The sequence below is a fragment of the Nitrospira sp. genome, from assembly GCA_029194665.1.
Lineage (GTDB): Bacteria > Nitrospirota > Nitrospiria > Nitrospirales > Nitrospiraceae > Nitrospira_D.
The window spans coordinates 446,864-472,932 of the sequence record JARFXO010000004.1; the positions used below are offsets into that span (position 1 = coordinate 446,864).

Annotated in this window: 25 protein-coding genes, 1 tRNA gene, 1 other RNA gene and 1 pseudogene; 25 read left to right on the plus strand and 3 right to left on the minus strand. The window is 55.1% G+C overall.

The window, feature by feature from the left end; genetic code table 11:
• Positions 1-216: 216 nt before the first annotated feature.
• The gene (locus P0119_15530) at positions 217-498 is read right to left on the minus strand and encodes a YciI family protein (GenBank protein ID MDF0667468.1); all 282 of its coding nucleotides are present in this window, start codon (positions 496-498) and stop codon (positions 217-219) included.
• 56 nt (positions 499-554) lie between these two features.
• On the minus strand, positions 555-971 hold the full coding sequence (locus tag P0119_15535) for a DUF2203 domain-containing protein (protein MDF0667469.1): 417 nt from the start codon (positions 969-971) through the stop codon (positions 555-557).
• A 485-nt stretch (positions 972-1,456) separates the two neighbouring features.
• On the opposite strand from P0119_15535, the gene rho reads away from it, so the two are divergent.
• From rho to P0119_15635, 20 genes and pseudogenes are all read left to right on the plus strand, one after another.
• On the plus strand, positions 1,457-2,704 hold the full coding sequence (rho, locus tag P0119_15540) for a transcription termination factor Rho (protein MDF0667470.1): 1,248 nt from the start codon (positions 1,457-1,459) through the stop codon (positions 2,702-2,704).
• A gap of 96 nt (positions 2,705-2,800) precedes the next feature.
• Positions 2,801-3,007, plus strand: a complete 207-nt coding sequence (rpmE, locus tag P0119_15545) for a 50S ribosomal protein L31 (GenBank protein ID MDF0667471.1) — start codon at positions 2,801-2,803, stop codon at positions 3,005-3,007.
• A 98-nt stretch (positions 3,008-3,105) separates the two neighbouring features.
• Complete coding sequence (gene prfA, locus P0119_15550) at positions 3,106-4,185, plus strand: peptide chain release factor 1 (GenBank protein MDF0667472.1); 1,080 nt, start codon at positions 3,106-3,108, stop codon at positions 4,183-4,185.
• A gap of 41 nt (positions 4,186-4,226) precedes the next feature.
• Positions 4,227-5,078, plus strand: coding sequence for a peptide chain release factor N(5)-glutamine methyltransferase (gene prmC / locus P0119_15555; GenBank protein ID MDF0667473.1), 852 nt, complete (start codon positions 4,227-4,229; stop codon positions 5,076-5,078).
• A 9-nt stretch (positions 5,079-5,087) separates the two neighbouring features.
• Positions 5,088-6,356, plus strand: coding sequence for a UDP-N-acetylglucosamine 1-carboxyvinyltransferase (murA, locus tag P0119_15560; protein MDF0667474.1), 1,269 nt, complete (start codon positions 5,088-5,090; stop codon positions 6,354-6,356).
• Between the two features lie 9 nt (positions 6,357-6,365).
• Entirely contained in the window at positions 6,366-7,064 is a 699-nt protein-coding gene (hisG, locus tag P0119_15565; protein ID MDF0667475.1) for an ATP phosphoribosyltransferase, read from the plus strand.
• Entirely contained in the window at positions 7,061-8,344 is a 1,284-nt protein-coding gene (gene hisD / locus P0119_15570) for a histidinol dehydrogenase (protein MDF0667476.1), read from the plus strand. Before hisG ends, hisD begins: the two co-directional genes overlap by 4 nt.
• A complete protein-coding gene (gene hisB / locus P0119_15575; GenBank protein MDF0667477.1) occupies positions 8,341-8,949 on the plus strand; it encodes an imidazoleglycerol-phosphate dehydratase HisB in 609 nt (202 codons plus the stop codon). The genes hisD and hisB overlap by 4 nt, the downstream gene beginning before the upstream one ends.
• Positions 8,950-9,514: 565 nt before the next feature.
• Positions 9,515-10,600: an acyltransferase gene (locus P0119_15580; protein MDF0667478.1), complete on the plus strand. Its 1,086-nt coding sequence runs from the start codon at positions 9,515-9,517 to the stop codon at positions 10,598-10,600.
• 300 nt (positions 10,601-10,900) lie between these two features.
• The gene (gene hisH, locus P0119_15585; GenBank protein ID MDF0667479.1) at positions 10,901-11,509 is read left to right on the plus strand and encodes an imidazole glycerol phosphate synthase subunit HisH; all 609 of its coding nucleotides are present in this window, start codon (positions 10,901-10,903) and stop codon (positions 11,507-11,509) included.
• Entirely contained in the window at positions 11,506-12,258 is a 753-nt protein-coding gene (locus P0119_15590) for a hypothetical protein (protein ID MDF0667480.1), read from the plus strand. The genes hisH and P0119_15590 overlap by 4 nt, the downstream gene beginning before the upstream one ends.
• A 29-nt stretch (positions 12,259-12,287) precedes the next feature.
• Positions 12,288-13,010, plus strand: a complete 723-nt coding sequence (gene hisA, locus P0119_15595) for a 1-(5-phosphoribosyl)-5-[(5-phosphoribosylamino)methylideneamino]imidazole-4-carboxamide isomerase (GenBank protein ID MDF0667481.1) — start codon at positions 12,288-12,290, stop codon at positions 13,008-13,010.
• Entirely contained in the window at positions 12,946-13,800 is an 855-nt protein-coding gene (gene hisF / locus P0119_15600) for an imidazole glycerol phosphate synthase subunit HisF (protein ID MDF0667482.1), read from the plus strand. The genes hisA and hisF overlap by 65 nt, the downstream gene beginning before the upstream one ends.
• A 4-nt stretch (positions 13,801-13,804) precedes the next feature.
• Positions 13,805-14,473, plus strand: coding sequence for a bifunctional phosphoribosyl-AMP cyclohydrolase/phosphoribosyl-ATP diphosphatase HisIE (gene hisIE, locus P0119_15605; protein MDF0667483.1), 669 nt, complete (start codon positions 13,805-13,807; stop codon positions 14,471-14,473).
• A 10-nt stretch (positions 14,474-14,483) separates the two neighbouring features.
• Positions 14,484-14,828 carry a histidine triad nucleotide-binding protein gene (locus tag P0119_15610; GenBank protein MDF0667484.1) on the plus strand — a complete coding sequence of 115 codons (345 nt, stop codon included), beginning with the start codon at positions 14,484-14,486 and terminating at the stop codon, positions 14,826-14,828.
• Positions 14,829-14,949: 121 nt separating this feature from the next.
• Positions 14,950-16,773, plus strand: a complete 1,824-nt coding sequence (gene dnaG, locus P0119_15615) for a DNA primase (protein ID MDF0667485.1) — start codon at positions 14,950-14,952, stop codon at positions 16,771-16,773.
• Between the two features lie 2 nt (positions 16,774-16,775).
• Positions 16,776-18,590 (plus strand): RNA polymerase sigma factor RpoD, encoded by a 1,815-nt coding sequence (gene rpoD, locus P0119_15620; GenBank protein ID MDF0667486.1) that lies wholly within the window; start codon positions 16,776-16,778, stop codon positions 18,588-18,590.
• A 157-nt stretch (positions 18,591-18,747) separates the two neighbouring features.
• Positions 18,748-18,824, plus strand: a tRNA-Ile gene (locus P0119_15625).
• A 54-nt stretch (positions 18,825-18,878) separates the two neighbouring features.
• Complete coding sequence (locus P0119_15630) at positions 18,879-19,652, plus strand: C4-type zinc ribbon domain-containing protein (GenBank protein MDF0667487.1); 774 nt, start codon at positions 18,879-18,881, stop codon at positions 19,650-19,652.
• A 165-nt stretch (positions 19,653-19,817) separates the two neighbouring features.
• Positions 19,818-20,000: pseudogene (locus P0119_15635) on the plus strand (IS5/IS1182 family transposase).
• A gap of 114 nt (positions 20,001-20,114) precedes the next feature.
• On the opposite strand, the gene rnhC reads toward P0119_15635, so the two are convergent.
• On the minus strand, positions 20,115-20,783 hold the full coding sequence (gene rnhC / locus P0119_15640; protein MDF0667488.1) for a ribonuclease HIII: 669 nt from the start codon (positions 20,781-20,783) through the stop codon (positions 20,115-20,117).
• A 111-nt stretch (positions 20,784-20,894) separates the two neighbouring features.
• On the opposite strand from rnhC, the gene P0119_15645 reads away from it, so the two are divergent.
• The 5 genes from P0119_15645 to ilvC all read left to right on the plus strand — a co-directional run bounded on the left by P0119_15645 (position 20,895) and on the right by ilvC (position 25,953).
• Complete coding sequence (locus tag P0119_15645; protein MDF0667489.1) at positions 20,895-21,764, plus strand: M48 family metallopeptidase; 870 nt, start codon at positions 20,895-20,897, stop codon at positions 21,762-21,764.
• A 91-nt stretch (positions 21,765-21,855) separates the two neighbouring features.
• Positions 21,856-22,282, plus strand: an RNA gene (gene rnpB, locus P0119_15650) — RNase P RNA component class A.
• A gap of 225 nt (positions 22,283-22,507) precedes the next feature.
• Positions 22,508-24,283, plus strand: a complete 1,776-nt coding sequence (gene ilvB, locus P0119_15655; GenBank protein ID MDF0667490.1) for a biosynthetic-type acetolactate synthase large subunit — start codon at positions 22,508-22,510, stop codon at positions 24,281-24,283.
• A 78-nt stretch (positions 24,284-24,361) separates the two neighbouring features.
• Positions 24,362-24,880 carry an acetolactate synthase small subunit gene (ilvN, locus tag P0119_15660; protein MDF0667491.1) on the plus strand — a complete coding sequence of 173 codons (519 nt, stop codon included), beginning with the start codon at positions 24,362-24,364 and terminating at the stop codon, positions 24,878-24,880.
• A gap of 59 nt (positions 24,881-24,939) precedes the next feature.
• Complete coding sequence (ilvC, locus tag P0119_15665; GenBank protein MDF0667492.1) at positions 24,940-25,953, plus strand: ketol-acid reductoisomerase; 1,014 nt, start codon at positions 24,940-24,942, stop codon at positions 25,951-25,953.
• Positions 25,954-26,069 lie beyond the last annotated feature (116 nt).

Genomic DNA, 26,069 nt, shown 5'->3' on the forward strand with positions numbered 1-26,069 from the left:
ATTGCGAGAGTGTCATTATCTCCCATGACATAACGTCCCTCGGTCACTACCGTGGTTTCCGAAGCCCATGCAGGCTGATACATGATAAAAAATGAGGCGGCGGCGAGAGCAATCTGTCGTACAGGCCGAAAATTCATAGGAGCACTATACCGCTCGGCTGAGCATGGGACAATGCTTCGAAAGAGGAGGCCAAACTTGAAACTGAGTGAACGGAACTTACGAGAGTGATGTGGGGAAAACCTGAAGAAACGGGTGAATTTCAACTCGTTCAAAGACTCCATGAACCGTATAGGGGTCATGGCTGATGAAGCTTTCAGCCTCCTCCCGCGTGTCAAACTCCAGCACCAGCAGGCTTCCGGCTTTATCCGTAAGAGGGCCTGCGAGGACGATTCGCCCTTGCCTATCCAGTGGTTCGAGGTTCGCTAAGTGGGCGGTCCGATGGATTTTCCGTCTGGCCTCCCCCTCCGGGCTGTCGTACCCGATGATGACAAACTTCATGTCTTTATCCAGATGTGTGCCCCGGTGCCGTTTTCTGACCCCCTCTTGAGAACTACTTAGGCGGGATCTTCTTCGATAGGACAACGATCGTTGTATCCGGATGTGACTTCGTGCCACCAGCGGATTTCTTTTTCGCCGAGTTTCCAGCACAAGTAGACGACTCGACCATCACGGATATGAGGGAAGTCGCATAGCCCGAGATCGATGTCCTTTACAACGACTCCCAACTCATGGATGGCATGGAGGTTGGCGCTGATGCCCTGGAGGCATTTCACGTAGGAAACGCCAGCTGGTGTCCCGCCTCCGAAGCATGCATTGGCCGATGCTTTGCTCACCTCTTCACGGGTTCGGATAAGGACGGTTTTACCTTCTCGGACGGTTGACAGATGCAGTTGGAGCTGAGGGATGAGCTGATTAGCTTCGAGGAGTGAAAACACGCGGTCCGGGCTGGTTTCGTTTTCGTCACGAGCCATGTCATACTCGCCGTATCTTTAGTTGACTGTGTAACACACTTTAAATTCAGGGAACAACCCGTTAAGCAGGATAAATTATTCCTCATGAACGGACAGAACTAATATTTTAGGTGCTAGTTGACAACAGAACCCTGTCTGAGTATTATCACTCTAGCATTCAGGCTATTGATTCTCTCCAGCGAAGAATTTCAACTCCGGAACCTGTCTCGAATCAAGTCTAGCAGCATGCGAGCCAAGCGATCAGAAGGCCGACCAAAGATCTCGCGTGGGCACTGAACATCGGGGGACAAAAGCCAACACTATTTCCCTACACAATTTCAGACAAAGAACTCCCACAAGTTATCCCAACCCAACAGACCAAAACCTAAGGCTCGTCGCCAAGACAAAGACACGTTTCGCATGACCAATCAGTTTGAGTGTATTTCGGAGGGTATCAACACCATAGGCTCGAGAGGGGTCGTATGTCAGTAGCTAGGGGGGAAGTGATGCATCTTGCAGAATTGAAACAGAAGTCAATCGCGGATCTCAACGATGTAGCCCGTGAGCTGAAGATCGAGGGGGCTGCCAATTTGAGGAAACAGGAGTTGATCTTTGCCATTCTCCAGGCTCAGACCGAAAAAAACGGCGTGGTTTTTGGAGAGGGGGTTCTGGAAACCCTTCCAGACGGATTCGGCTTCTTGCGCGCACCGGATTCTAATTACCTGCCGGGTCCTGACGACATTTACATTTCACCCTCGCAGATTCGTCGGTTCAACCTCCGCACGGGCGATATCGTATCGGGTCAGATCCGTCCGCCGAAGGAGAGCGAACGGTATTTCGCTCTTCTGAAAGTTGAGAAGGTCAACTACGAGGATCCGGAGGTTGCTCGAGACAAGATTCTTTTCGATAACCTGACGCCGCTCTACCCTGAAGAGCGGATCCAATTGGAATTTGACCGAGAAGAATACTGCACCAGGGTCATGGATCTGATCACACCGATCGGTAAAGGTCAACGTGGATTGATTGTCGCTGCTCCACGAACCGGCAAAACGATGCTCCTTCAGGCGATCGCCCGGGCCATTCTCAAGAGCCACAACGAAGTCACACTCATCGTTCTGTTGATCGACGAACGACCGGAAGAAGTCACCGATTGGCAGCGACAGGTGAAGGCCGAGGTCATCAGTTCTACGTTTGATGAACCGGCACAGCGACATGCTCAAGTGGCGGAAATGGTGCTGGAGAAAGCGAAGCGGCTTGTCGAACACAAGAAGGACGTCGTCATCCTGCTGGACAGTATCACGCGTCTTGCACGAGCCTATAACACCATTGCGCCCCCCAGCGGCAAGGTGCTCTCCGGCGGCCTGGATTCCAACGCGCTACAGCGGCCTAAACGCTTCTTTGGAGCCGCTCGCAATATCGAGAACGGCGGAAGCCTCACCATCATGGCGACCGCGCTTGTGGACACCGGCAGCCGCATGGACGACGTGATTTTCGAAGAATTCAAAGGAACCGGCAACATGGAGGTGCACTTGGATCGTCGTCTGGCTGACAAGCGTCTCTTTCCGGCGATCGATATCAGTCAGTCCGGGACGAGAAAAGAAGAATTGTTGGTGGACAAGGATCGGCTTAACAAGATGTGGATTCTGCGCAAGGTGCTCAGTCCCTTGGGGACCATGGAAGCAATGGAATTCCTTATGGATAAGATCGGGGGCACCAAGAACAATCAGGAGTTCCTGCAATCGATGAATCGATAATGTGCTGCTTGTTTCTTATGCTCCCTTCAGATAAAGTGTTCTCCTTTGGGAATGGGCCAGAGGCGCTTGTAATTCTTCAGTAAGGAGTTCCAGGTCATGCAGAAGGGCATTCATCCAGTCTATCGTGAGGCGACCGTTCACTGCGCCTGCGGGAATTCGTTCAAGACACGTTCGACCATCGGTGACATCAGCGTCGATATCTGTTCCAATTGTCACCCGTTCTTCACCGGCACCCAAAAAATTGTGGACACTGAAGGACGCGTCGAGCGATTTAAAAAGAAGTACGCGAAGAAAGGTAAGTAGGGCATCACCTGGGTAGAAAAGAGACCCTGCTTCGTGTTTGAAGCAGGGTCTCTTTTTTTGTTGCAGTGATGTCACTGTGAAGGTCTAGGTGCGAAACGATGGAAACAGCATTACGAAAAAAATGGGAAAGCCTCGCATCACGCTTTCAGGAGTTGACCGATCAACTCATGGATCCATCCGTTGCGAGCCAACCGAGCTTGTTGCGCAAACTGAGTAAGGAGCGGACCGATCTGGAACCAGCAGCCAGGCTCTTTGGCGCATACCATGAATTCGCGAAGCAGCTGGAAGGTGCAATGGGGATTCTCGCCGACCCGTCGGCCGGTGGTGAGCTGCACAAGCTGGCGACGGAGGAAAAAGTCGAGCTGGAGCGACAGAAGGCGGAAATTGAGGGACAAGTCAGGGAATTCTTGATTCCAAGAGACCCACGGGACGAAAAGAGTCTGGTGCTGGAAATTCGAGCTGGGACCGGTGGGGACGAGGCGGGCTTATTTGCCGGGGAGCTCTTTCGCTTGTATGTCAAGTACGCAGAAAAGAAAGGATTGAAGGTCGATACGGTCGAAACGTCTGAGACAGGCATCGGAGGCTATAAGAACGTTGTCGCATTAATCGAAGGCAAGGGAGCCTACGGCCATTTTAGGTATGAAGCCGGCGTTCACCGGGTGCAGCGGGTTCCGGTTACCGAGGCGAGCGGTCGCATTCACACGTCGACCGTGACGGTGGCGGTCATGCCGGAAGTTGACGAACTGGATGTGCAGATTGACCCGAAGGATTTGCGGATCGATACATTTTGCTCATCCGGGGCCGGCGGACAGAGTGTGAACACCACCTATTCGGCCGTTCGTATTACGCATCTGCCGACGGGTGTGGTCGTGACCTGCCAGGATGAGCGGTCGCAGTTGAAAAATCGGACCAAGGCCATGCGCACGTTGCGTGCCCGGATTGTCGAAGCTGAACGTGAAAAACAAGAAGCGGAGATCGCTCAGAACAGAAAGTCTCAGGTGGGGACCGGAGAGCGAAGCGAGAAAATTCGAACGTACAATTTTCCGCAGAATCGTGTCACGGATCATCGAGTCGGTGTGACGCTTCACAAGCTGGAATTGGTGATGGAAGGTGATCTCGACGAGATCATTCAAGCGCTGAAGGCACAACAGCAGCAGGCCGAAACCACCAACGTGTAACGATGCTCGCCCCCATTCCTGCAGATCCGATGTCGATTGGCATGCTGATCACGTGGGCCCAACGTGTCTTGGAGACATCTGGATCGACAAATGCGGCTCAGGAAACGCTCTGGTTATTGGCCTACGCGTTAGGAATGAAACACCACGAGTTGGTTAGCCGAAGAGACCAAGCGGTGTCGGGCGAAGATCTAACCCGTGCCGAATCGGTGGTATCGAGACGGATGGTGCACGAGCCGCTCCAGTATATCTTGGGGACACAGGAATTCTGCGGCCTCGACTTTCAGGTGAATTCGGCGGTGTTGATTCCTCGGCCTGAGACCGAACTCCTTGTCCAAGCGGTTGTCAGAGAGGGAGGATTTGCGGAAGGTGCCGTGCTGGTCGATGTGGGAACAGGTTCCGGTTGTGTGGCTGTAACCTTGGCGACCATCCTGAGCGGCATGCGGATTTTTGCTCTGGACTGCTCCCGAGACGCGTTGACTGTTGCAAGGGAGAACGCGGAGCGACACGGAGTCAGCGGCAACATAACCTGGAAGGAAGGGGATCTCTTCTCTGCCTTGCGCGAATGTAATTTGGTAGGCGCGGTGGATGCGGTTGTTTCCAATCCTCCGTACATAGCTGAAGCGGTCTGGGCCGATTTACAGCCCGAGGTCCGGGATTTTGAGCCACGGGCAGCATTGGTGGCCGGGCAGCGGGGAACGGAGTTCCATGAACGATTGCTGGACGATGCACGACCATTCCTCGTGCCCGGTGGATTGCTCGTCATGGAGCTTGGTCAAGGCCAAGCTCCCCTTGTGCGACAGGCTGCGGAACGAGCAGGGGGCTACATCGGGCTTCAAACGGTCAAGGACGAAGCCGGCATCGAACGGGTGATGATCGCCCGGCGGGCAGGCTAGGACCACGGTATGGATGAAATTCTCATCAACGGCGGCAATAGGTTGGTCGGGGAAGTTCGCATTAGTGGTGCGAAAAACTCCGCGCTTCCGATCTTGGCTTCGACCATTTTGGGAGGCGGGGAGTGTGTCATCACGAATGTTCCGAGGGTCGTGGATGTCCTGACGATGGGAAAGCTCCTGGGGATTCTCGGGGTTAATGTGTGGCACGAGGGTAACCGAGCCGTCATTCAAGCGGATGTGATTGCATCAACAGAAGCTCCGTACGATCTGGTCAAGACCATGCGTGCCTCGGTTCTGGTGCTGGGACCGCTGGTTGCGCGCTGGGGTGAGGCTAAGGTGTCTCTCCCTGGAGGTTGCGCAATCGGTTCCAGACCGGTGAATCTTCATTTGGCGGGATTGGAAAAACTAGGGGCCAACATTTCCATCGAACATGGCTATATCACGGCCAAGGCGAAACGATTGAGGGGTGCACGCATTTACTGTGATACACCGACGGTGACCGGTACTGAAAACCTCATGATGGCGGCATCACTTGCTGAAGGGGTCACCATGCTGGAAAATGCGGCCAAGGAGCCGGAGATCGTGGATCTGGCCGACTTTCTCGCTAAACGTGGTGCACGAATTTATGGTGCAGGAACCGATGTGATCACGATAGAGGGAGTGCGCGAACTGCATGGTGGAGACCACGAAGTGATTCCAGATCGAATTGAGGCTGGTACGTACCTGGCTGCAGGGGCCATGACTCATGGGGATGTGACCACGACACACTGTCGTCCCACCCACCTTGAAGCAGTCCTGATGAAACTGCGTGAGGCCGGGGCCCATGTACAGGAAGGAAAAGACTCGGTTTGTCTGACTATGCCGGATAGACTAAGAGGAACTGACCTGAGGACCTTGCCTTTCCCAGGGTTTCCTACCGATATGCAGGCGCAGATGGTTGCATTGATGAGCCTAGCCGAAGGCACGAGTGTCATAACCGAAACTGTGTTTGAGAGTCGGTTCATGCATGTAGAAGAATTGCGGCGTATGGGAGCGGATATCCGCGTGGAAGGCAATCGATTGGTGGTGACTGGAGGTAAGAAACTTACCGGAGCTCCTGTCATGGCATCCGACCTCCGTGCGAGTGCCAGTCTGATTGTCGCAGGGTTGGCTGCAGAGGGCGTGACCCAGGTCCAACGTGTCTATCATCTTGATCGAGGATATGAGCGAATTGAAGAGAAATTAGGAGCCTTAGGGGCCGACATACGACGCCGACAGACCACGATGAAGGTTCTCTAGGGAGCTTCCATGCTGACGATCGCGTTGTCAAAAGGAAAACTCATAGAGCCCGCACTGAATCTCTTCCGACGAGCCGGCTACGAGATTGTCGGATTGTCGGGGGATAGTCGACGACTGATATTTGTTAGCCCGGAAAATGACATGACCTTCCTCATCGTTCGCCCCAGCGATGTGCCGACTTATGTGGAGTATGGCGGAGCGGATGCCGGAATCGTCGGGAAAGACGTTTTGATGGAGCAAGAAAGTGACGTATATGAACCATTGGATTTGGGTTTCGGAGCGTGTAGAATCTCCGTCGCCGCGCTCCGGGGAGAGGGGGCGAATGATCGCCTGACATCCAAGGTTCGTGTTGCAACGAAATACCCCAGAATCACCGGGAGTTATTTCAATGCGCGCGGCATTCCGGTCGAGATCGTCAAGTTATACGGCTCTATTGAGTTGGCTCCGGTAGTAGGATTAGCGGATCGGATTGTGGATTTGGTTGAAACCGGCGGCACCCTCAAAGCACACGATCTCGTCGAACTCGAAGTCATTGCCCAATCGACGGCTCGTTTCATCGTCAACCGGGCGAGTCTTCGGCTCAAACAGGAACCGCTGATGGAGTTGATTCGTAAGCTCAGGGCGGCGGTACGAAATGAGCGTGCAGCATCCGGCAATGGTCGTCCGCCGGCTGTAGGCATGCGTAAGAAAAAAATGGTTCGCTCATGAAGATTGTCACACAGGCGGATCGCAACTTTCTTCCATCCTTGAAGAAAGCTGCGCTTCGAGGGCGGGTGACCGGCGCAGCGGTTGAAAAAGCCGTACGTGCAATTTTGCAAGCTGTGGAGCGAGGCGGCGACAAAGCCGTCCTTCGCTACACCGCGCAATTCGATAGGGTGGTACTGAAGCCGGACTCCTTACGTGTCACTTCGGAGGAGGTCAAGAACGCCTACTTCCATATCAGGAAGGACGAGGGCGATGCGCTGCGGTTAGCCGCTCAGCGGGTGACGTCGTTTCACGAACGGCAGCAGACTAAGACGTGGATGTATCAGGACGGGGATGCCACGCTGGGGCAGGTTGTCGGGCCAGTCGACGCCGTTGGAGTGTATGTGCCTGGAGGGAAAGCCGTTTATCCGTCGTCTGTACTGATGTGTGCCATTCCTGCCAAAGTGGCCGGGGTCCCACGCATTGTGATGGTCACACCGCCTCAGAGGGACGGGATTAATCCCTATTTGCTGGTCGCTGCTGATATTGCCGGGGTCACCGAGATTTATCGCGTCGGCGGCGTTCAGGCGGTAGCGGCGCTTGCCTATGGGACGAAAACCATCGGCCGGGTCGACAAGATCGTCGGTCCCGGAAATATTTACGTGGCCACCGCGAAACGATTGCTTTACGGAACAGTTGGAATCGACATGGTCGCCGGCCCAAGTGAATTGCTGGTGGTAGCGGATGACGACGCAAAACCGGCGCATGTGGCAGCAGATTTGCTGTGTGAAGCGGAGCATGACGAGGATGCACAGGTGTTTCTTGTCACGACATCGGAGCGATTGGCCAAAGATGTGTCTAAATCGATCGAGGATCAACTCAGGGGGCTCAAGCGAGAAAAGATCGCGTCAAAGTCGATTGCGCGCCATTCGGTGGCGTTCGTCGTGTCCACCATGGACGAGGCCATCGCAGTCGCCAACGAGATCGCAGCCGAGCATCTGACCCTCTCCGTGGATAATCCGTTCGACTATTTGGAGAAGATCCGCCATGCAGGAGCGTTGTTCTTGGGGCGCTATACGCCACCATCGGTCGCCGATTATGTCGCGGGTCCGAATCATGTCCTGCCGACAGGAGGCACTGCGAGGTTCTTTTCCCCGCTTTCGGTCAATGACTATGTGAAAGTCAGCAACATCGTGCACTACACAAAACAAGAATTGGCCAAGATCAAGGATCCGTTGGTTCGACTGGCGCAGATTGAAGGGTTTGATGCGCATGTCAAATCGGCGCAGAGCAGGTTTTCATGAAGAAGAACGGGTCTGCTCCACGACAGGCGAATGTCCCACGAACGACTAAAGAAACCGACATCCGCGTTGAGTGGACCTTGGACGGGAGCGGGCAGGGTAAGATCGATACCGGCATCCGTTTTTTCGACCATATGCTGGAGCTGCTCGCCAAACATGGGTTTTTTGATCTGACCGTCCAGGCGAAGGGCGACCTCGATATCGATGAACATCATACGGTGGAGGATGTCGGGATCGTGATGGGCAAGGCTCTGCACGAGGCATTGGGAGAAAAAGCCGGCATCAAGCGATTCGGGTTTGCTTCCGCGCCGCTCGATGAAACATTGGCTCAGGTCACCGTCGATCTCAGCGGCCGCTCCTTCCTTGTCTACAACGTGGTGCTGCCGGATCGAAAGATCAAATCGTTCGATCTCGGTCTGTTCGAAGATTTCTTCCAAGCCTTTGTCACCCACGGAGGCCTCAACCTGCATGTGAACCTACTCTATGGCCGGAACCCCCACCACATCATGGAAGCCATCTTCAAAGGATTCGCCAAGGCACTCGATCAAGCGACGATGCTGGAAGAGCGGCTGGCGGGAAAGGTCCTTTCGACGAAGGGGATGCTGTAGACGCGGCAGGTTCTCCCTCGATCCAATTGAACCAAGCGCCTTCGTCAGGGGTTGACCCCAACGATTGGTCGATGCGGAGAGTTGCGTTTCTTCTTCCTTTCCCGTGAAGAATCCCGTATCCATATCCATGTGCATTGCGAGCGCGGTGAAGGAAGTTCTGATTGGAACCGGGTATCGAATTGGCAAAAATTCCGGTCTGTATGCCAGGAAGGTCGAGTCATGCCCAGATTGATCGAGGAGCACGAAGATGAAATCCGCCGCGCTTGGCAAACGCACTTGGGACGTCGAGGTTTCGAACATTCGAAGCATGGATTTTGACTGCTCCCGGGTAATGATGAGGTTTTCGTTCCCTTCAAAGGTTTCCCTTGGTTCAACGAGGCGCCATCAGCCGAAATTCTAAAGGTTGAGTGGCCGGGATCAAATCACCTCTATTGGCTTGTGGATCTTGCCGTGGAGTCCATCAAGCATCCAGAGAATTTCCCGCTGATCTTAAGACTGTCTCGCGAATGCAGACGTCGGTGGGCCTGTTCGAATGCCTCGTTCAGTCTGGCGAGAGAGGTATGAGATGACCACACGTATAGCCAGTATTGAAAGTTTCCGGGTGCTTGCCATCTTCGCAGTGATCCTTTGGCATACCGGCTTTGTCTCAGGTCTCTCTCGGCTGGCGGGTGAGAGCCTTCCCGTTGTTCTCACTGGTTATCTGGTTTGGTGGGTGGGGGTGCCGTACTTCTTTATCACGGCAGGATATTTTTTCCATCGATCTGTACTGGCACACGGAAATCCCATTGCTCAATTTCGTCGGCATGTTTTTCCTCTGGTATGGGTATTCCTCGGGTGGATGTGTATCTACATTATGGTCCCGCCAGGTTGGCCCGCCGAGGTCCTTCGAAACGGCTTATGGCAGCCGTTTTACTTGACGGCTCTGAAAAACGTAGACCTACTGGCGACCCAACATATCAGCCTCTTCCTTAAGGGGCATGTTCCCGTTTTTCACCTGTGGTTTCTCCCTGCGCTGATGTTCAGCCTTGCCGTCCTGGCTTTCGTGGCGATCTGCCGGTTGCAGAGATATTTAATCTTCTTAATTATATGTCTATGCGTATTGGCTTTTACTGAAAAAACGGTTGGTAGATTGTTCTCCAACACCGATCTTCCCCTTGGAATGTGGTCAATAGCGATTCTCCTCACCGCCATGGGGTGGTTGGCTGCAGAACGTGAACAGCCCTCGGCGACTGTGGCCTGGAGTTTGATTGTTAGTGGGTATGCCTTCGCATTAATGGAAGGGGGGGTCATGAATGTCGTTTTTCACATTTCACTCCAGGACCTCAAGTGGCACTATTTCCTGGGAGGGATTATCCTAGGGTTGGGGGTTTTTCTGCTCGCACTTGCGAAGCCGACGCTTGGCCAATCAACTCCCTTCCCCTTCCTAGCCCAATTCACTCTGGGCGTCTATGTATCCCATATTCTCGTGCTGTATACGCTTAGTCCACTGAGCTGGAGGGTACAAGGCCATGTTCCATTGTGGGGAGCTTTTATGGGCATCATCGTGTACGTCTTTTCCGTGTTGTTAACGATTGCCCTGGCGCGGATACCCATGGTTAGGCACTTAGTGGTGAGGCCCGGCTGGATGAGATATCAATCAAAAGGTGCCTAGGTTGGACAACTGACCAATCCTCAGAATCAAGTCAGTGGCCCACGCTTCGTAATGCTCTTGACGGTTTCACTTCGATCCTCATTCAGCCTGACAAAATCCGCATAGGGAGTACGTTCAAACCCTTGACGCGCTCCCTCTCGCCGGTGGTCAAGCCGGCACTAGTGAAGAGGACCTGTCTCCGTATGAATGTGGTTTACGTAGATCCACAAGGTCACGCCGCCGCTTGAAAGATGGAGATCGCTAGTGGCAGGATCATCCCAGTTGCGGTATGGTTACGACTTCCTAAATCTGGAAGGATGCATGATTGCTATTATCGACTACGGCATGGGAAACCTACGTAGTGTCTCCAAGGCCTTCGAGGTGATGGGGCATCAGGCCATTGTCACACGCGATGCAGCCTCACTTCAGAATGCGAGTCATGTCGTCTTGCCGGGAGTCGGAGCGTTCGGCGACTGCATGTCGAACTTGAGGCAGTATGGGTTGATCGAGCCCATCAGAACCGCGATCCAATCGGGAAAGCCCTTCCTGGGGATTTGCTTGGGTTTTCAACTACTGTTTACCGAAAGTGAAGAGTTCGGGCGGCATCAAGGGCTCGATATCTTTCCCGGGAAAGTTCGCGCTTTCTCAAAGGATCAGCCGTTGAAGGTTCCGCACATGGGATGGAACCAGGTCCACATCCAACGGCCTTGCCCGCTGTTCGATGGGATTGCCGATGGAGCCCATTGGTATTTCGTTCATTCTTTTTTCGTGGATCCAGGTGACAAGCAGGTGACGGCCACGACGACGACGTACGGCATTCCTTTCGCGTCGAGCATCTGGAAAGACAATGTGGTAGCGTGCCAGTTTCATCCGGAAAAAAGCCAGAGATCTGGTTTGCGATTGATGAAGAATTTCGGTAATTGGAAATGATCAGGACATCGAAGCTCTATTATTACGGACGTGTTCCTTTACTCACTTCGATCATCGCGCTTATTGTTTTGCAGGGGTGCAGCGGCCCCAAGGTGTCGACGAAGACGTCGGCCCAGCTCGATCGGTATACGATTACTTCGCTCGTGGTGGTTCCTTTTACCGCTATTGAGTCGCCACAGCTCATTGAGTCGGCCGATCCATACATGGGAGTACCGGAAGGGGCCAAGAGGTCGGATATCTCGCCGACGGGCATCGCTCCTCCCAGGGGACGATTGGCGCAAACCACATCCTCCATTCCCCCTCATGTCCCGGAGCGGATCACCGAATTGGTTTGGAATCGCCTGCGCAACAAACAGGGCATCAGGGTCATCGCTCCTCGTGAAGCGATGAAAACCGCCGAAGCCTCGTCAGGCGAAAGCGAAGCGATGACGGAGGAAACGGCTGCGTCGCGCGCGGCGAAAAGGCTGGTCGTCGATGCTGCCCTGATCGGCAGGGTGCTCGTGTATCAAGAACGAGTCGGAGGTCCTCTCGGTGCGAGTCCGCCCGCTGCGGTTGGATTTGAAGTGAAAGTCATCTCTGCCGATGGGGCGGTCCTCTGGGAAGGTGGGTATTATGAACGGCAGAGACCGATGAATGAAGATTTCATTGACGCCATACATCGACGCGGACGTTATGTCACGGCCGATGAGCTGGCTCAATTTGGCGCGGAAAAACTCGTCAAGGCGATGCCGTTTGGGACGAGCCGATAGGTCGACAGTCAAGGGGAACTGCGGAGATCATGATCATCATTCCGGCAATTGATCTGAAGGATGGGCGCTGCGTTCGGTTGCGTCAAGGCGATATGGCTGCAGAAACCGTCTATGCTTATGACGTTGCCGAGGTTGCCCGTAAGTGGCAACAGAGTGGAGCCAGTCTGATCCATGTGGTCGATCTGAACGGAGCGGTTGACGGCGAACCCAAAAACTTAGGGCAGATCCAGTCCATCATAAAATCGGTCACTGCGCTTGTTCAGGTCGGTGGCGGCATCAGAACCGTTGAGACAGTTCGGCAGTATCTGCATGCCGGTGTCTCCCGCGTGGTGCTCGGCACGGCTGCACTCACCAATCGGGCGCTCCTCGATCAAGCTTGCCGGGAATTTCCTCGGCGGATCGTGCTCGGCCTCGATGCGCGCGAGGGACGAGTTGCCGTCAAGGGCTGGACCGCGGTGTCGGATATCAAAGCGATGGATCTGTTGAAAGAACTAGCGGGCTGTCCGATTGCTGCCGTCATCTATACGGATATCGCGCGTGATGGAATGCTGAATGGCCCCAACCTTTCCACGCTGAAAGAAATCGTTGAATTCTCCTCGTTTCCGGTGATTGCATCGGGAGGGATCACGTCTCTGGATGATCTGAAAGCTGTACGATCGATCGGCCCTAAAATCGAGGGAGCGATCATTGGCAAAGCACTCTATGACGGCAAACTGGATTACCAAGCCGCTGTGGCGGCGCTTTCTCGCTAACCAGCGCCACATGCTGACCAAGCGCATCATTCCCTGTCTGGACGTCAAAGAGGGCCGCGTAGTCAAGGGTGTCAGTTTTGTGAATCTTCGCGATGCCGGCGATCCGGTCGAAGCGGCAGCGGGGTATGATCATGAAGGAGCGGACGAACTCTGTTTTCTCGATATTACAGCCTCACATGAAAATCGGAAGACGATCATCGACGTCGTCGAACGCACGGCTGCGCGGGTCTTTATGCCGGTGACGGTCGGTGGGGGCGTGGGAACCCTCGACGATATTCGGGCCTTGTTGAACGCCGGAGCAGATAAGGTCAGCATCAATACCGCGGCAGTTCGACGGCCCGAGTTTGTCAGGGAAGCCGCTCAACGTTTCGGGACGCAATGCATCGTCGTTGCCATCGACGCCAAGCGTGTAGCGAGTGATCGCTGGGAGGTCTTCACGCACGGCGGTCGCCATGCGACGGGACTTGATGCGGTCGAGTGGGCAAAGCGGATGGACCAATACGGGGCTGGAGAGATCTTATTGACCAGCATGGATCAGGATGGCCGGCAAACCGGGTACGATTTGGACCTGACGGCTGCCGTGTCCGGCGCTCTGTCCATTCCTGTCATCGCATCGGGCGGAGTCGGGACGCTCGACCACCTCTACGATGGTTTTGTGAAAGGGAAAGCGGACGCAGTCCTGGCCGCTTCGATTTTTCATTTTCGGACCTATACGATCTCCCAGGCGAAAGCGTATCTACGGGAACGTGGTGTCCCCGTCCGATCAGATCATCTTCCTCGAGAGGCATGACACGATGGGGCAGGGAATGGCAGGTCAGTTCCAGTTCGACAGCGAGAGTCTTCTCCCGGCCGTCATTCAGGATTGGCTCGACGGGACAGTGCTGATGCTCGGGTACATGAACCAAGAAGCTCTCGCGAAGACGGTTGCGACCAGGAGGGTGCACTTCTGGAGTCGGTCTCGAAACAAACTCTGGGAAAAAGGCGAAACATCCGGTCATACGCTACACGTGAAAGAACTCTTTATTGACTGCGATTGCGATACCATTTTGGTGAAGGCCCAACCAGCTGGGCCCACTTGTCATACAGGCGAGCGAGCCTGCTTCTTCTCTGGAATAGACGAACAAGGCCACGTTGTTCATCGAACGGCGCAAGATGCGCAGGGTGGAATTCTTGAAAGTGTCCTGCGGACGATACGGGAGCGCCGCGCCGCCCCTCAGACCGGTTCCTATACCTCAAAGCTATTCGAGGGAGGGCATGACAAGATTCTGAAAAAGGTGGCGGAGGAGGCGGGCGAGGTGCTATTGGCCTCGAAAGGCGGCAAGAAAGAAGAAGTCGTCTATGAGGTGGCGGATCTGTTTTTCCATATCCTGATGGTACTGGGGTATCATGATCTGGCGCTACCAGATGTCTATCAAGAGTTAGGGAAGCGATTCGGCAAGTCCGGGTTGAGGACGGAGAAGTGAGGAACCGGCTATGAGCGACTGTTTGTTCTGCAGGGTTGTGGCGAAGACCATCCCGGCCAAGGTTGTTCATGAGGACGACCAGACCCTGGCCTTTGACGACATCCATCCCCAGGCACCGGTGCATACCCTGGTGATTCCCAAACGACATGTGGCCTCTATTCAAGACCTGGGCGAGTCAGATCAGGCGCTGCTGGCACAATTGCTGCTCGCCTGTAGGAAAGTCGCGAATGACAAAGGGTTAGCCGACTCGGGGTTCCGTCTCGTAGCGAACACCGGACGAAATGGAGGTCAAACCGTCTTCCATCTGCATTTCCACGTGATGGGCGGCCGTCATATGGCCTGGCCTCCAGGGTGACAGAATTCTCTGAATTGACAGATTTTGAGCCCGTCTGTTAATCTGACCGGTCAATATTCCTATTACTTATCAACCGACTCGTCCGGTCGTGCACGACGGGAATGTAGGAGCTGCGACTCTGGTGGGCCGAGGCTTGATTGCGGACGAGATCAAGAATCGAATAAAAGATCGGGTAGATATTGCGGATGTCGTCGGGCGCCATATCTCGCTGAGGAGGGCAGGTCAGAACCTCGTGGGGTTGTGCCCGTTTCATCAGGAAAAGAGCCCCTCTTTCTCCGTTAGTCCATCCAAACAAATGTTTTACTGTTTCGGCTGCAAGGCTGGGGGAGATGTCTTTGCCTTTCTGACCAAAATTACCGGGGCAACCTTTCCGGAGGTGCTTCGGGAGCTTGGAGACAAGGTGGGCATCGTGTTGGAAGAGTCTCCTGCGGAACGAATGCAACGTGGGCAGACCCATCGCATTGAAGAAATGAACCGCGCTTCCATGACGTGGTTTCAAGACAATCTTCGCGATCCGCAAATCGGTGCCACGGCTCGTGAATACCTGAACAGACGAGGCATCCTACAATCGACCGTGGAGTCGTTCCAACTTGGAGTGTCGTCCGCAGAGTGGGACGGGTTGTTCAAGTCCCTTACTCGAAAAGGATTCTCTCACAGCGAGATCATGACGGCTGGGCTCGGAAGCCCGAGATCAAACGGTAACGGCTATTACGACAAGTTTCATGGGCGGCTCATGTTCACAATCACCGATCTGCGCAAGCGCGTGGTGGGATTCGGCGGCCGTGTGTTGGACGACCGCACGCCCAAGTACCTCAATTCGCCCGATACGCCGTTGTTTAAGAAGGGCCAGACCCTCTTCGCCTTCGATCAGGCGCGTGAGGCGATCGGGCGGACCAAGACGGTGATCGTCGTCGAAGGGTATTTCGACGCGATCGCGCTCCACCAGGCTGGGCTCACCCATACCGTCGCCACGCTGGGGACGGCCTTGACGGCTGAACATATTCATGCCCTGCGGCGGTTTGCCGACAAGGTTGTGTTGCTCTTTGACCCTGATGCAGCCGGTGTGCGAGCCGCCTTGAGAGGATTGGATCTTTTCGTCAACAGCGGATTGGGCGTCAAAGTCGTCACCCTTCCGGTTGGTGAGGACCCTGATACGTTTGTGCACAAGGAAGGTGCCGGGGCGTTTACCCAGCTGGAAGCGGCAGCTCCGAGTCTCTTGGACTATGCGCTGAATCACAGAATCAAGGAGGCCGACGATGGCTCGCTGGAAAGCCGCATCCGAAGCGTCGATGAGGTGCTGCGAATTCTGCAGAAGAGCGAGCATCCGATCGAGCGGCAGGAGCGCATCAAAATCGTGTCGGAACGACTGAGGATCAGCGAGGCCCGGCTGATCGAGCGCTATCCGGCGCTGCTGGCTCAGCCCAAAGGAGGCGCGGAAGCGCCGCGCGCGCAGCCCGCACGGGGAACTCCGCACAATGCCCTATTCAAAGGGCTCCCTGAAGAGCGGGATCTGCTCTTACTGTTGCTGCACGGAAAACTAGCGCCTGCCGATGTCCGTCGCCTGCGGCCGGAGTCCTTTACCGTCGCGCCTTGCCGCAAGCTCGTCGAGATCGCGCTCGCCCATGTGGATCGTGACGGGCGTATTCAGGTCCAGCCGGTATTGGATGAGTCGGTGGCCGATCTCGATTGTGGTGCTCTGGCGACGGAATTGTCGATGCGCGAAGATCATTTCGACGATGTGCCGGCGCACATTGCGGCTTGTTTTGACCGTCTGGACCGAAAGCGATCGGAGCAGGTCATGGGCGAGCTCATTGCCAGACTGAAAACGGCTGAACGCGAAGGCCGGGTTGACGAGGCGCGCCTACTGAATATGCAGATCAATGAGGTACGGATGCGGAAAGCCGGCACGCCGACCGCCGGTGTGGTTTCATTGGTGAAGGAGTAGTCATGTCGAAACAAGAGTTGCTCGGTGAGGTGAAGAAGCTGATCACGATGGGAAAGGAAAAGGGGTTTCTGACGTATGACGAGCTCAACAGCACCTTGCCCGCTGAAGTTGTGTCGTCTGATCAGTTCGGCAGCATAATGGCGATGTTCGGTGAAATGGATATCGAGATCATCGAGGCGGGCGATGGGGATCGGTCTCAGAAACGATCCGATGGCGAAGTGGGCGAAGATGTGGAAGATGTCGAATCGGATTCCGAGGAGGAAAACGATAAGGCAATTGATCTGACGCCTGGCGCCCTCAGTCGCACCGACGATCCCGTGCGGCTTTATCTCAAGGAAATGGGGAGTGTGGCTCTCCTCAGCCGCGAAGGCGAGATCGAAATCGCAAAGCGGATTGAAGAGGGGAAAAACGATATTGCTTCGGTGATCTATGGCATGCCGATGACCATCGAATTCGTCTTGGCTCTTCGGGATCAGCTCAAGAACGCCAAAATCGACGTGCGCGAGATCGTGCCGGTCCAGGAGACCGAAGAGGATTTTGAGGAAGACCAGCCACCGGTGGAGCGGGATTATGAGGAATTGCGAGTCAAGACGCTGGAGTCGTTGAATGCCGTGCGGAAGGTCTCGCTTGCGCTGAAGGCGATGGCCGAAAAGAGCAAGCCTCTCGGCAATGATCCGGTCAAGCAAAAGAAGTTCAAGAAGCAGTTCGATGCGATCCGCCAGCAAGTGGTGAACAAAATCGAATCGGTCAACCTCCATGGGGTGCTCAAAGACCGAATGGTCCAGCGTGTCCGCGATCTGGCGGTACAGATCCGCGTCGCCGAACGGGAAGCGATCAGCTGCCAACGGCGGATCGGTGTGGGGGGCGAGGCCGGTGCCGAACTGCTGAGGAAGATGTGCCGGAGCCGTCAGGACTTCATGGCGGTCAGGCGGAAGACCGGAGTGTCGGAAGAAGCTCTGGTCGAGATTCGGAAGGTTTACCAAACCGCCAAGGCGAAGATACGCCAGCTGGAAACGGAAGAGGCGCTTGTTCCGGCTGAAGAAATCAAGGATGCGGTCAAGCATCTCGATTTGGCCGAAGAGAGGGTGAAGCGTGGGAAGGCGGAGTTGGTCGAGGCGAATTTGAGGCTCGTGGTCAGCATCGCAAAGAAATACACGAACCGAGGGCTTCAGTTCCTCGATTTGATTCAGGAAGGCAATATCGGGTTGATGAAGGCGGTGGACAAGTTCGAATATAAGCGCGGGTATAAGTTCAGCACCTACGCGACTTGGTGGATTCGTCAGGCGATCACCCGAGCCATTGCGGACCAAGCACGCACGATCAGGATTCCGGTTCACATGATCGAAACAATCAATAAGCTCATTCGGACCTCCCGGCACCTCGTGCAGAAGTTGGGTCGCGAGCCTCTGCCCGAAGAGATCGCCGAGCGCATGGATCTGCCGTTGGACAAAGTCCGGAAGATCCTCAAAATCGCCCGCGAGCCCATCTCGCTCGAAACGCCGATCGGTGAGGAGGAAGACAGCCATCTGGGCGATTTCATCGAGGACAAGAAGGCCGTGTCTCCGCTGGAAGCGGCTATTCGCTACGACTTGCAACGACAGATCAACAGCGCCTTGGAAACCTTGACGCCTCGTGAGGAGAAGGTGCTGCGCAAGCGGTTCGGTATCGGCGAAGCAACCGATCATACCTTGGAAGAAGTCGGACAGGATTTTGAAGTCACCCGTGAACGCATCAGGCAAATCGAAGCCAAGGCCTTGAGGAAATTACGACATCCGAGCCGTAGTAAAAAGCTGAGGAGTTTTGTCGAGACTTTATAGGTTTCAGAGTTCAAGACGGCGTGATTTGACTCTGCTCGAAGCAGCAGCCTAGAATCCGTTTCAGGCCGAGGTTGAGGTTGAGGATGAAGCTTGAAGAAAGTCTGAGGATCCGGTTCCTAATGGTCGACCTCAGCCTGAGTTTTGAACTTTCTGAAGGGGGCCCATAGCTCAGGTGGTTAGAGCGGCTGACTCATAATCAGCTGGTCCTAGGTTCAAGTCCTAGTGGGCCCACCAGTCTGGGCGGGTGCCTGACTCCTTCAGTGCCCCGGCATCGATGGAACGGATACGTTGAACCAAAAACTTTCCCCGCTCATTGAACTGCAAAAGCTCGATCTCCGAATCATGGAGATCGGTGAAATCCGCCGAAAAATCCCCGAACGTCTCGATGCTGCCGAGGCTCCTCTTCGAGAGGCAACGCAGGTCCTACGCGACACGAAGGTCGCCGTTGAGGCTGCCGTTAAAGAACGTCGCTCGCATGAAAAGGACCTGGAGGCGCATGAGGCGCACACAGACAAGATGAAATCGCACGCGACAAGTCTGAAGACCAACAAGGAGTATCAGGCGCACTTGTTCGAGCTGGAGTTGGCGAGTAAGAAACGAGGAGATTTTGAAGAAAAGATCCTGTTGACGATGGAGAAGATCGACGAGTTACAGAAGACGCTCACGGAGCTTCAGGAAAAAGGAACAGCGCTTGAGCAGGTGTTCACACAGGAGAAGCAGAGACTGGACGCACAGGACAAGGAGCTTGCGACGGAATTGGCTCAACTCCAACTTCGTCATCGCGAGGCTTCAGTGCTGGTTGAGAAAGCTCTGCTCGATCGGTACAACCAGGTCAAGGCCTCGCGGAAAGACCACCCCCTTGCTGCCGTGCGTGACGGCATTTGTCTCGGGTGCCGTCTCCAGATCCCGCCGCAGCTTATCGCGCAGGTCAAACGGTCGGACGACTTGCATCTCTGCCCCTATTGCCGCCGGATCTTGTATTGGGAAGGGGAACCGATCACGGAAGGCGCTTCCGCCTTAGCAAACAAGCCCTCGGACCTCGAGGTGGGTGAATCGGCTTAGGTCAGTCGTATCCCGCTCAGCCAGTATCCCACTCTGCACCGGGGGAAATACTCCATGAGGGTAGAATCGCCCGATCCACGTTGAATCTAATCTAACGTGACACAAGGGTATCTTGTCCGATACGGGCAATGATCGCCCTCTCACGGCAGTAGCTTCCTGACACAGCCCAAGCAGAATCGCCGCACGCCATGGGACTGCGATCGCGCCCTGCATACGCGATGCAATGAGATCGAACGGCTGTTCCGCTGGCTCAAGGGATTTCGGCGCATCTCCTCGCGGTTTGACAAGCTCGATGTCATGTTCGTCGCGTTCATCACGTTCGTGTTGATCGTTGATGACGTACGCTAGCGTTAACAGATCCTAGAAGAGGACCACCTGCGTATCAATTTCGATGCGGTCGTATCTGAATGGGATGCAGGAACGTAGCGGGCCGTCTGCAGGTAGTCAATCCTCAAGGAAAATCTAGCTCAGCCCAGCCAGGACGGCTTGCGTAGTTTTAAAATGCAGTTTTGCCACTGATCCCAGTCGCTCCTGTCCGTGTTTCTTGATGATCATCCTGGCAGCGCGTTCGACGGCTGGAGAGGCGCCTTTGGGCAGTGTGGTTCCGACTTCGCCGGAAAGTTGTTTCAGCCGTATCAGAAACTCCGCTCGTGCTAGGACGGATGCCGCGGCGACTGCCAAATCCGATTCTGCTTTAGTCCGCTGCTCCAGCACGATCTTCCGCCCCTTTTCCTGCAGCGCATTGAGAATCAGCCGTTCGTCGCCGAACTGATCGGAGATGGCTCGCTCACAGGCCACGCCTCGCTCCAGCAGATTCTCCAACGCCTTGGCATGGCCCCAGGCGAGCAAGCGATTCAGATTTTTGATCTTGCTATAGAGTTCGTTATACTTCTTCGGCCCGATCGCGATGATGCTGTGCGGGCAAATGGTCTTAATGTCGGGAGCGAGTTCCAAAATTCGGCCGTCGGAAATCTTCTTGCTGTCGCGGACTCCCATCAGCTTCAATTCGCCTTGCGTCGTTGCATCGACGAACACGGCTGCGATGACGAGGGGGCCAAAGTAATCGCCCTTTCCGGATTCGTCGATGCCGATGCGTGCAATGGTGTTGCGAGGGTGTGACGCAGTCATCATGTTCGTGTTCTAGCTAGAAATCCCATTGAGGCGACGGTAATCTATCAACCGATTCTAGAGTGGTCAATCATGGGAGGATTTGTCGACCCAGACTTTGGCTGGAGGTTGTGGATGAGGATGTGTGCCCAGAAGCTCATACGCACGACGACGGTCTTCTGTCTCCTGATGGGGGGAATCGGCCTCGCAGGGTGCGAAACCAACCCCTATACAGGCCGGTCACAACTGCTGATGACGTCGGTCAGCCAAGAAATGCAAATGGGGGCTCAGGCGTACAATCAGGTTAAGAGTGATCCAAAGCTGAGACCTTCCCAGGATCCGCGAGAGGTTGAACCGGTGAAACGGGTGGCGGCTCGGATCGTCGAGGCCGCGAAACGGTCGAAATACGCAGAGATGGCTCAACAGTTTCAGTGGGAAGTCACGGTCATCAAGGATGATAAAACGGCGAACGCCTTTGCATTGCCTGGCGGGAAAATGGCGGTCTATACAGGTATTTTCCCCATGGCCAAAACGGAAGCCGGCTTGGCGGCGGTGATGGGGCATGAAGTGGTGCATGCCTTGGCTCGCCATGGCGCGGAACGCATGAGTCAAGGGCAAGTCGCGAAGATCGGGCTTCAGGTCGTCGGTGGGGCAGTCGGGATGTACAGCAAGAATCCCGCCCTGAGCCAGGCGACGATGGCGGCGTTGGGTGCAGGAGCGCAGGTCGGCGTGCTGCTCCCTTTCAGCCGGAAACATGAATCGGAGGCAGATTACGTGGGAATCCTTTTAGCCGCGGATGCCGGGTATGATCCACGTGAATCGGTTGCACTCTGGGAACGGATGGCGCAGGTATCGGGCGGTGAAGGTCCGGCAGAATTCTTGTCGACCCATCCGAGCCACGACACTCGAATCGAGCAATTGAAAGAGTGGATGCCTGAGGCGCTGGCCATCTATCACAAAAGAAAGCCGGTTCCCGCTGCTCCCTTACCGGAGGTTGGGAGGTAACCGGTTTCTAAACTTCCTGGAGCGACTGCGAATTGCCCTGATGAGTCTTCTTGTCACGACCTTCGGTATTGCTTATACTGATTCGGCGTGGGTGGAGGACTGGATGGTCGCTCGGTGTCTCTAAACATCGAGAGGAAAGTCCGGACTCCATGGGCAGGGCGCTGGATAACGTCCAGGCGGAGCAATCCGACACCAGCACCACAGAAATCAAACCGCCGATGGCCAAGGCGATGGGATCCCATCTGGTCGCTGCGACTCAGGCAAGGGTGAAACGGTGGGGTAAGAGCCCACCGCGGTGGTGGCGACATCACCGGCACGGTAAGCGTCGCCCGGAGCAAGGCCAAATAGGAAGACATGGGCGGGCTCTTCATGGGGCTCGTCGCACCGACTGGCCCGGTCGAGGTCTTCGGGTAGGTCGCTTGAGGTTCGAGGCAACTCGAATCCTAGAGAAATGATCATCCAAGCAAAGGGGAAACTTCTTTGCGGGACAGAATCCGGCTTATAGGTCTTCCGTCCACGCTCTTTATTCATGGAAGCTCCTTGTGCGAGGCCTTCGTTCTTTCTCTCAGAGGCCCACTGAGGGCGGCTGTATTGACGGTCCTTCGTGAGGATGCTAGGATCTCAAATCTTACCCCTTGATTCCAAACACATTTCTGCACGATGATGTGTGCTTCACGAGGGGTGCCGTCTTACGGTTTCACTATCGACAGTAGACCTTATGCTTGCGGTTGGAGGGGGTTGTCATGAAACTCACCGGTGCTGAAATCTTCATCGAATGCCTGAAGCGGGAAGGGGTGAAGACGGTCTTTGCGCTTCCGGGCGGAGTCGTGTTGAAGATATTCGATACGCTTCACCAGCAGAGAGATATTGAAGTCATCCTGACGCGCCACGAACAGGGCGCGGGTCATATGGCGGAAGGATATGCGAAGGCGACTGGGAAGGCCGGCGTGTGTCTGGTCACCTCAGGTCCCGGCATGACCAACGTCATTACGGCGTTAGCCGATGCGTATATGGATTCTGTTCCGGTGGTCTGCTTCAGCGGCCAAGTCCCGACCAGTTTGATCGGGAACGATGCCTTTCAGGAAGCCGACAACGTGGGTTTGAGCCGACCATGCACGAAGTACAATTTTCTCGTCAAAGACGTGAACGACTTGGCGGCAACGATCAAAGAGGCGTTCTATATCGCGACGACCGGACGCCCTGGCCCGGTCTTGGTGGATATCCCGAAAGACGTATCGATGGCCAAAGCAGAATTCATCTATCCGAATTCTGTCTCGATTCGCGGCTACAACCCCACCTACGAAGGGAACAAGTGGCAGATCAAACAGGCGGCCGAAGCGATCACGAAGGCCAAGAAGCCGATACTCTACGTCGGTGGTGGGGTGATCTTCTCCGGAGCCTCACAGGAACTGCTTGAGCTGGCCGAGATGACACAGATTCCGGTGGACATGACGTTGATGGGGCTTGGCGCGTTCCCAGGAGAGCATCCTCTGTCGCTGGGGATGCTCGGGATGCACGGCACGTATCAGGCCAACATGGCCATGCATTATTCCGATCTGGTGATCGCCATCGGCGCCCGGTTTGATGATCGAGTGACGGGAAAACCGTCTGAATTCTGTCCCTCTGCCAAAATAATTCATGTCGATATCGATCCGACCTCTATCCGGAAAAACATCCATGTGGATATTCCGATCGTCGGCGATTGCAGGGCGGTGCTCCGTGAGTTGAACCAGATCTTGCGCGCGACGGTCAATGGAGAGCAGAAAGACCTCCGGAAGCCCTGGTGGGATCAGATCCGAGAATGGGAACAGGCCCATCCGTTGACCTATCACCAAGAGAAAGATGGGCCGATCAAGCCGCAACAGGTGGTCAAGCGGCTGTATGAACTGACAAAGGACCGGGACCCGATCGTTTCGACGGATGTCGGGCAACACCAAATGTGGGCCGCACAGTATTTCAAGCTGACGAAGCCGAATCGATGGTTGACCTCAGGTGGACTCGGCACCATGGGGTTTGGATTTCCCGCGGCGATGGGCGCACAGGCTGCCTTTCGAGACCGACTGGTCCTGTGTATCGCGGGAGACGGCAGCATCCAGATGAACATGCAAGAAATGGCCACGGCGGTGGTGAACAAGCTGCCGGTCAAGATCGTCATCTTGAACAACGGATTTCACGGCATGGTGCGACAATGGCAGGACCTGTTCTACGAAGGCCGCTATGCGTCGAGCTATCTGGATACCACGCCGGATTTTGTCAAATTGGCGGATGCGTATGGAGCGGTCGGCTTGCGAGTCAAGAAGGTCGGTGACCTTGATACCGTCCTGAAAGAAGCCTTGGTCACGGATAAACCCGTCATCGTGGATGTGCCGACCTATCCCTATGAGAATTGCTATCCGATGATCCCGGCCGGCGGCTGTAACCATGAGATGCTTCTTGAGGATCCACCTGAGTTGAAGCAGAAACAATCCGGTGCGGCGAAGGTGGCGCCGGAAGATAAAGATACGGTGTTAACGGCATAAAGGAAGTGCTGAGCTGCAAGTGCTCAACGCTGAGAAGTGTACTCGGTTTTCAGCACTCAGCACTCGGGACTACGAGAAATGGAACACATCATCTCAGTGACTGTGGAGAATAAGTTCGGGGTGCTGTCACGGGTCGCAGGCTTATTCAGCGGCCGTGGATTTAATATCGAGAGTCTGTCGGTCGCTCCGACGCTTGATCCATCCATGTCTCAGATGACGATTGTGACATCGGGTGATGAGCGGATCATCGAGCAGATCGTGAAACAGCTGAATAAACTCATCGATGTCATCAAGGTCGTGGACTTGAACGAAACGGAGTTTGTTTCACGAGAGACGGCGATCATCAAGGTGCATACGAAGGATGCGGATCGAGCCGAGGCGCTCAGAATCGTGGATATCTTTCGGGCGAACGTCGTCGATTCGACGCCGAGCACCTACACCATCGAAGTCTCGGGAGATCCCAAGAAGATTGAAGCGATCATCAACTTGCTTCAGCCGCTTGGGATCAAAGAGTTGGTCCGCACCGGTCGGGTTGCCGTCGCGCGCGAACCGGTCCGTTCCGTTGCCGTCCAAGCGAAGAAAGTGGCGCGCGAGTAGCATCCTGCTGGGACTCGAAGACTTGCTATATAAAAATAAAATGAGCGAAAGGGCTGGTCATGAAAATTTACTACGAGAAGGATGCCGATATTCAACAGATCCGAAACAAGACCGTGGCCGTGATCGGCTATGGGAGTCAGGGCCATGCGCATGCGTTGAACCTCAAAGAAAGCGGTGTGTCGGTCGTCATCGGGTTGCGTGAGGGCGCCTCGTGGAAAAAGGCCGAGCAGAGCGGGCTAAAAGTAATGCCCGTCGGCGATGCCGTGAAGACTTCCGATGTCGTGATGATTCTGGCACCCGATGAAGCGCAGGCCGCCATCTATCGACAGGAAGTGGCCCCCAATCTTAAGGCGGGATCCTATTTGGCGTTCGGTCATGGTTTCAATATTCACTTTGGACAGATTGTGCCGTCGGCCTCCATCAATGTCTTCATGGTAGCCCCGAAAGGGCCGGGACATCTTGTTCGTTCCGAGTATGCGAAAGGCAGCGGGGTGCCTTGCCTCTTGGCGATCCATCAGGACCCCAGCGGCACCACAAAGCAGGTCGGATTGGCCTACGCGAGCGCGATCGGCGGTGGACGCGCGGGTGTCATCGAGACGAATTTTCGCGAGGAAACCGAGACCGATCTCTTCGGCGAACAAGCCGTGCTCTGCGGAGGGCTGACGTCGCTGATCCAGGCCGGGTACGAGACCCTGGTCGAAGCCGGGTACTCGCCGGAGATGGCCTACTTCGAATGCCTCCACGAAGTGAAGCTCATCGTCGACTTGATCTATCAGGGCGGGATCGCCAACATGCGCTACTCGATCAGCACAACGGCGAAATACGGTGATGTGACCAGAGGTCCGCGTGTGGTGACCGAACAGACGAAGCAGGAGATGAAGAGGATTCTCGAAGAGATCCAGACAGGACGGTTTGCCAAAGAATGGGTCTTGGAGAATCAAGCCAATCGACCGGTCTACAACGCACTCCTTGCCAAGGGCGAGGCCCATCCCATCGAAGCCGTCGGGGCCAAGCTTCGGGGCATGATGCCCTGGCTGAAGAAGGATCAACTCGTCGATAAGACGAAAAACTAGGTCTGTTGAAGCATACGACCAGCTTTCGTTCTTGCATCGCCCAAGGGTGCAAGGTACGATGAGGATGTATGCCGCTTCCCATTTTTCACGCGCGGCGGTCTTGCCCCCGGAGAGGC